The organism is Leptotrichia sp. (genome assembly GCF_057270615.1).
In genome coordinates this window covers 1-8204 of record NZ_DBHIXN010000068.1, presented here as the reverse complement: position 1 = coordinate 8204, position 8204 = coordinate 1, and the positions used below count along the sequence as shown (strand labels likewise).

At 27.3% G+C, this 8204-nt stretch carries 5 protein-coding genes and 1 tRNA gene; all 6 read left to right on the top strand.

Translation table 11 applies throughout. From position 1 onward, the window contains the following. Positions 1-605: 605 nt before the first annotated feature. The 6 genes from ACO409_RS09485 (at position 606) to ACO409_RS09460 (ending at position 8136) form a co-directional block, all read left to right on the top strand. Positions 606-1037, top strand: coding sequence for a hypothetical protein (locus ACO409_RS09485; protein WP_485556701.1), 432 nt, complete (start codon positions 606-608; stop codon positions 1035-1037). A 359-nt stretch (positions 1038-1396) separates the two neighbouring features. Beyond that, positions 1397-2650 (top strand): Glu/Leu/Phe/Val family dehydrogenase, encoded by a 1254-nt coding sequence (locus ACO409_RS09480; RefSeq protein ID WP_485556699.1) that lies wholly within the window; start codon positions 1397-1399, stop codon positions 2648-2650. Between the two features lie 181 nt (positions 2651-2831). After that, positions 2832-3128 (top strand): YciI family protein, encoded by a 297-nt coding sequence (locus ACO409_RS09475; protein WP_485556697.1) that lies wholly within the window; start codon positions 2832-2834, stop codon positions 3126-3128. 93 nt (positions 3129-3221) lie between these two features. Next, positions 3222-4859, top strand: a complete 1638-nt coding sequence (locus ACO409_RS09470; protein ID WP_485556695.1) for a hypothetical protein — start codon at positions 3222-3224, stop codon at positions 4857-4859. Positions 4860-5036: 177 nt separating this feature from the next. Beyond that, entirely contained in the window at positions 5037-7520 is a 2484-nt protein-coding gene (locus tag ACO409_RS09465; RefSeq protein ID WP_485556692.1) for an AMP-binding protein, read from the top strand. Positions 7521-8047: 527 nt separating this feature from the next. Then, a tRNA-Leu gene (locus ACO409_RS09460) sits at positions 8048-8136 on the top strand. Positions 8137-8204 lie beyond the last annotated feature (68 nt).

Sequence of the window (8204 nt, the reverse complement as noted above, 5' to 3'; positions counted from 1 at the left end):
AAATTTTATTTAAAGATAAAAATGGGAATACTCCACTTGATATAGCCAGAAAAAATAGAAGAAAAACAGGTGTGAAATATATGGAAGAATACATTGAAAAATATCATTTAACAAAGGAATAAAATATATTACAGAAAAACAGACGGGGAGAACTATCTTGTCTCGAGATACAATGAAAGTCCAGTTTTTTCTTTCAACTTTATACATTCCAAATAATTAACACAAAATATTTTGATTATATCAAATTTGCCCATATAACCCCTACAAATTAAAATTTTTATTTAAGGCATAGAAAAGTTTATATCAAAAATCGATTTTTCAAGCTATATGGATGTTATATGGACTTTTTAAATGATATTTTTTTAATAAGTTAGATGGCATATTTTTTAAACCAGTTTTCAAAATAATTAAAATCTCAAGAGCATAAATTTTTTTATATAAATTCCTAAAATTATAAATGGACACTCTCCTTTTTTATTTATTTTTCCAAAAATTTTGAAATTAAATCTTTAACTTTTTCATTAAATTCTTTACTTAAAAAATAGTCTTTTACTTCTTTCTGAATACTGGAAAGTCTAGTTGCTGGAGATTCAAATGCTGGATATATGACAGTAAATATGATAATTACTTATCCAGACTATTTTGCAGCAGCTGTACCAATTTGCGAGGCATATGCTTATCGCGAATATGCTAGAAATACAGATGGAACTTACAAAGCAAAAGATATAGAAGTTTCTGCAGGTGGAGAAAATAGTGCAGCTTCAAAATTCGAGGAAACTAAAAATTTATGGGTAACAAAAGAAAAAATTCAAAAAATGAAAAAAACACCAGTCTGGTTTATTGCAGCGGCAGATGATGGGATTGTTACACCGCAGAAATTCTCGCTTCCAACATATAGAGATTTGTTGAAGGCTGGAGCTGACAATGCTTGGTATTCATATTATGAAAATGTGACTGGAACAGATGAACTAAATTCTAGATTTCCAGGACATTTTTCATGGATATATTTTTTGAATAATCAAGTAGAAGGTGTATAAAATCGAGATAAAATAAAAAATTCTAAAGCTAAGACAACTTTTGGGTTTGAACCGAGTAATGCTGGGAAAGGTGGAAGTGAGAAGGCTAAGTTGAAAGGGAAAACATTTGAAAATGTGTTTGAGTGGATGAATTTTCAGAAGAAAAGTAGAAAAAAATAAATTTTTTTTAAAAATTTAAATTAGTAAAAATATACGATAAAAATTGAGTTTGTGGGATTTTTCACATACTAAAAATAGAAAATGTGATTAAAAAAATGCTTGCAATTTTATGTGAAATTGTAGTATTATATACGAGTAGAGAAGATCTTCGGCAGGAAAGTTGAAAATCAAATAGACTAGAAAAAAGAGAGGTAGAAAAAATGGCAAAAGAAACATTAAATCCATTTGAAATTGCACAAAAGCAAATTAAATCAGCTTGTGATAAATTAAATGCAGATCCAGCTGTTTATGAAATTTTGAAAAATCCTATGAGAATTTTGGAAGTATCATTTCCAGTAAAATTGGATAATGGAACTGTTAAAACATTTGTAGGATACAGATCTCAACACAATAATGCGGTAGGACCATTTAAAGGTGGGCTTAGATTCCATCCAAATGTAACAAGAGATGAAGTAAAGGCATTATCAACTTGGATGACATTTAAATGTTCAGTAGCAGGAATTCCTTATGGTGGAGGAAAAGGTGGAATGGCAATTGATCCTAAAGATTATTCTAAAGCTGAGTTAGAAAGAATCTCTAAAGGTTTTGCAAAAGCAATTTCACCAATTATTGGAGAAAAAGTTGATATACCAGCTCCAGATGTTAATACAAATGGACAAATTATGTCTTGGATGGTTGACGCTTATGAAGAAGTTGCAGGAAAATCAACAAAAGGTGTATTTACAGGAAAACCTTTAGAATTTGGAGGATCTCTTGCAAGAACAGAAGCAACTGGATATGGAGTTAATTTAACAGCTAAAAAAGCTCTAGCAAAATTAAACATTGATGTAAAAGGAGCAACTTATGCAGTTCAAGGATTTGGAAATGTTGGATTCTATACAGCTTATTATGCATACAAAGATGGTGCAAAAATTGTAGCATTTTCAAATTCACATGTAGCAATTTACAATGAAAATGGAATTGACATGGAAGCTGTAATTAAAGATTTTGAAGCAAATGGACGTATTACAGAAAACAAAGGATATGGAAAAGATATTACAAATGCTGAATTATTAGAACTAGAAGTTGATGTTTTAGCACCATGTGCATTAGAAAATCAAATTACATCTGAAAATGCTGATAGAATTAAAGCAAAAGTAGTTGCAGAAGGAGCAAATGGACCAACAACTCCAGAAGCAGATGCAGTTTTATTCAGCAAAGGAATCGTAGTTATTCCTGATATTTTAGCAAATTCAGGTGGAGTTGTAGTTTCATACTTTGAATGGGTACAAAACTTACAAAGTTACTACTGGCCATTTGAAGAAGTTCAACAAAAAGAAGCTGCACTATTGTCAGGAGCATTTGAAGATGTATGGGCTTTAGCAGATGAATACAAAGTAGATTTAAGAAATGCTGCTTATATGAAGAGTATCGAAAGAATTTCAAAAGCAATGAAATTAAGAGGATGGTATTAATTTTTTAAGTTTTTGATAGTTTGATAGTAAGTTAAATATGAAAATAAAGAACCTGTTTCTATTTTATTGATTATAGAGTAGGTTCTTTTTTTATTAAATTTTATAATAAAAGGTTGATTATTTTTAAATATATTGTAAAATAATAGAGTGAAAAAAATAATTTTAGGAGGAAAATAGACTTATGAAACAAATTTTTATTATATCTACAACTTATACAAAACCGCTGGAGGAAGTGGGGAAATTTAGACAGGAGCATTTTGAGTTTATTCAAAAAAATATTGATGCTGGAAAATTTATTGCTGGTGGACGGCAAAATCCTCCAACTGGCGGACTTATCCTTGCGTATAATATAACAAGGGAAGAACTTGATGAAATATTAAAAGAAGATCCGTATTATAAGAATGATTTGATAGAAACTGTGATAACTGAGTTTACACCTGCGTTACTGGATAAGGATTTTGAAAAATATTCTAATTAGAAAAATAATTATATAGTAAGAGACGTTTATAATTATGTAAATTAGACATTGAGTTAAAATCTATAAAAAATAAACTGAAAAAGGAGATTAACGATGAAAAAGGCGTTACATTATATAGAGAATAATAAAATTCTTATAGAAAAATATGAAAGTTTATACAGAGGAGAAGTTAATGTTGAAAAAGTGAAGAAATCTTTAAAGAAAGGGAAATTTGATAAAATTGAAATTGAAAATTTATATAGATTCAGAATATTTTTAGATGGTTGTATGTTATTATTTATGAATGAAAAAACAGAAAAAAATAGGTTCATTAATTTATTGGCAGATAAATATATCGAGGATATATTTGAAGGAAGAATTTTTGATGAAAATATTCCAATTCAAAAAACTAAAAAAGAAAATAGAGAGAAATTCAGAAATTTTATAAATAATCAGATAAATGATTTAAGAAATAAATTTCAAGATTTTAAATATTATGATGTGAACGACATGGAGTTTAAACTGGATACAGAAAATCTGATAAATAAAATAAATCAAAATAAAAAAGAATTTATATGTATTGATAAAGAAAAGAATATAGTGAAAAAATTAAAAAAAATTAGGAATTCAATAGCTCATATGCAACATGGAAATTATGCTTTTGATAAACAAAATAATTTAATAACTTTTGGAATGTATAATATGGATGAAGATATATTAAAATTTAAAGCAATTATTTTTGAGCCAATATTTCATAATTTTATAGGAACTCTATTTTCAAATAATTTAAATTATGGTATTCCTAATAAATTGAGTATAATTTATCCTAAAGATAGTAAAGGAATGTATTTAAAAATAAAACATAAACTTTTTAAAGATGAAAATAAAGAAGATTCATTTGAAATAAAAGAAATAAATAGAAATATGGAATTATTATTTGACAAACAAGATCCAGAAAATGTGGATGCTTTAATTAAATATGTTAATGACAACTCTGATATTTTTGAAAAGATAGAGGAAGACATTACAGAATTAATTTTTGAAGAAAGAATAAAAAAATTGTGTGAAAGATATAAAATAAATAGAGATACTGCTGATTTTTCTTATACTATAAAGTTTTATAAAGATATTGAAACCGAATTATCTAATTTATTATTTCATATGTCAAGGTTAAATGATTGGATAATTGAATATAAAAAATCGAAAAGTAATGAGGAAAAAATGGAAAAATTAAAGAATTTAAATGAATTGGAAGAAGATGAAATATCTCCATTTATATTTAAATTAATGTTTTTATATCTGAGAAGTGTAAATGTATTAAACAGACTAGAGGACAACGATTTAGAACAAATTGATAATAAAATAAATATAGAAGGATTTAAAATAAAAACTTTTAAAGATTTGTGTAGATTTTTATCGGTACAAGATAAAGAAAATGAAAAAGAATCCTTTGAAGATGCAATAGAATACTTAAAAACAGAATATGAAAATAAAATAAAAGTAAAAGAATACATATTGGATAAATTTAGAAATTCAATTGCACATGGAAAAATTGAAATTGAGGTAAATGCAGAAGGAGAAATAATATTTATGTTCATTGACGAGTATAAAAAAACGAAAGGGATTATTGAAATTAGTGCTAGTAATTTAGAAAAATTCGTATTACAAGAAAAATTTTATGAAAATCTTAATAATAACGCACCACAGATAAAAAAATTTTTAAATAACATAAAACAGATATTTAAAATTTAGAGGATAATTAGTTTTATTGTATTAAAAAAAACAATCAGTTTAATTAAGTAAATTATTAGAATTGATGTTTGATGTGATAGTTATTGACCGTATAAAAAATGAACAGTTCACTTTTCTTCTTTATTATGGTATACTAAATTGAATTTTGGATATGCCAATAAAAAGAGGAGGAAAATTATGTTTTTAGAGAGAACGGAGCGACTGGCATTAGTTGACTTTGACAATAAACATATTAATTATATTGACTTGATAAATAATATAAAATATTTTTCTGAATATATAGTTGATTTAGGAAGTGAAAAATTTGGGCTAATAGTTATGGAAAATCGTCCAGAATGGATTTATAGCTTTTTTTCTGTATGGGATAAAAGATCTGCTGGAATCGCCATTGATGCCAACAGTAATCCAAATGAAATTTTATACGTGCTGGAAGATTCACATCCAAATGTGATTTTTTGTTCAGATGAAACAGAAAAAAATGTTTTAGGAGCAATTGAAAAATATAGTTTAAAAGATAGCATAAAATTAGTAAATGTGGATAAAATTATTATTGAGCAAAAAAAAATGGATATTATAAAAAATATGCAATTTGAGCTTGATAATCCAACTGGAGATGAAACAGCCGCTATGCTTTACACTTCAGGAACAACAGGAAATCCAAAAGGTGTAATGTTATCGTTTAATAACTTAAATACCGAAATGGAAGGACTCTATGAAAAAGGAATATTTGATTATAGAGATCAAATTTTGGCAATATTGCCGTTTCATCATGTCCTGCCTTTAACTGCAAGTGTGCTTTTAATGTTGAAATATCAGACATCAGTTGTATTTGCAAAAAAAATTGCAAGTAAGGAAATATTTGAGGCACTTGAAAAAAATAGGGTAACTGCGATAATTGGAGTGCCTAGAGTATTTAAATTATTTTATGATGGGATAAAACAACAAATTGATGCAAAATTTATTACAAGATTTATTTATAAAATGATGAGTAATGTAAAATCATTAAAGATAAAAAGAAAAGTTTTTGCAAAAGTTCATAAAAAATTTGGAGGACACCTTGACTTTATTGTTGTTGGTGGAGCGAAAATGGATCCTGAAATTTCAAAATTTTACGAAACATTGGGATTTTATGCTTTGGAAGGTTATGGACTTACTGAAACTTCTCCAGTTATTGCTGTAAATTCAAAAAAAGAGAGAAAAATTGGGACAGTTGGGAAAAAATTACATAATGTGGATATAAAAATTGTGGATGAAGAGTTGTGGGTTAAAGGACCAATTGTAATGAAGGGATATTATAATAAACCTGAAAAAACAGCAGAAGTGATTACCGAAGATGGATGGTTTAAAACAGGAGATTTAGCAACAATTGATGAAGAAGGATTTGTTACAATTCGTGGAAGAAAAAACACGATGATTGTTTTATCAAATGGTAAGAACATTGATCCAGAAACGCTTGAAAATAGAGTAATTGCAAAAAGTAATGGATTGATTAAAGAAATTGGAGTTTTTAATCATCAGAATAAACTGGCTGCAATAATTGTTCCAGAATTATTAGAATTTAGAAAACGTGGAATTACAAATACAAAGGCTTATATTAGAAATATTGTAGAAGATTATAATTTGAAGGCACATAATTATGAAAAAATTCTTGACTATAAATTGTTTGAAGAAGAGTTGCCAAAGACTCGAGTTGGGAAAATACGTAGATTTATGTTACCTGATTTATATGAAAAAAATGAAATTATCAAAAAAGAAAAAACACCTGAACCAACAGATGAAGCATACAAAATATTAAAGGAATATGTCAAGAAAAATAAAGGAATTGAGCCGCAGCCAGAAGAAAATCTGGAACTTGAAATTGGAATGGATTCACTTGATATTGTAGAATTTTTTGCATTTATCGAAAATAGTTTTGGAATTCAGCTAGATGAAGAAAAATTTGCTGAAATGCCAAATTTAAAATTATTATCCGAATACATTAACCAAAAAGCTACAAAATTTGAAGATAATGATGTAGACTGGAATCAAATTATTAGTGAAACAAAACCTATACAAGATAATAAAAAACGTTGGGTAACAAGATTATTAAAAGCATTACAGCCAGTCGTTGACTTGTATTTCAGAGTGAGAAAAATTGATAAGAAAAAATTAACAAATGAACCACAAATTTTTGTATCAAATCACCAAAGTTTTGTAGATCCATTAATTTTAGGTTCTTTATTTCCTGGAAAAATTGTTTTTAACACATTATTTTTAGCGATTGACTGGTATTTTAAAAAAGGTGTAATGAAGTTGCTTGTTTCAAATGGAAATGTCGTGTTAATTGATATTAATAAGAATATCAGAAAAAGTGTAGAAGAAATTGTTGGATATTTAAAAAGTGGAAAAAGTATTGTAATTTTTCCAGAAGGTGCAAGAACAAAAGATGGGAAAGTTGCTCAATTTAAAAAAGTATTTGCTATTATAGCAAAGGAATTAAATATTGATATTCAATGTATTGGTATAAAGGGAGCATTTGAGGCATATTCAAGATATATGAAATTTCCAAAGCCTAAAAAAATTGAGGTAGCAGTGCTGGAAAAATTTAAGCCAGAAGGAACTTATGATGAGATAACTGAAAAGGCAGAAAAAATCATAAAAGAATATGTAGAAAATAAATAGAAGAATTAAGAGCAGATTTTTTTCTGCTCATAATTTTTTTATGCTATCATATCATGAAAACAGTATTTTTCTGATAAACGATAGTCCAATATTTTCATGTATCTTCCATTTAGTGCTTTATATATATATTCCTAAATATAGGATATGAATGGCAGATCATAGGGGCATAATTTTATTTAGTATAGATTTTTATATAAAGTATTTACGTTGGAAAATTTTTATGCAATGATGAAATTTCTTGAGCATAAGTAAGTTTTTGGCATACTTGAATATATTCAAAATATAACTATTAAAAATCGTATAAATTTAGGATTTGAGAAAAGCAGTTATAGCTTTTAAATTTAGTTTTAAATCATTTTTACTATGTTTTTTTAATATATTTTTTGTTACACTTGACTTAATAATACACCCATAATACATCTTTATGAAAAAGATGAAAAAAAGTGTTGACAATATAATTTAAATATGATATACTAATTAAGTACCTGTGAGTAAGTAAAAAATACTGAAAACGAAAGTGTACAAATGCCTTGGTGGCGAAATCGGTAGACGCACAGGACTTAAAATCCTGTGGGAAATTTATCCCGTGCCGGTTCAAGTCCGGCCCGAGGCACCATTGAAAAACATATTATGCGGGAGTAGCTCAGTTGGTAGAGCGTCAGCCTTCCAAGCTGAATGTCGCGA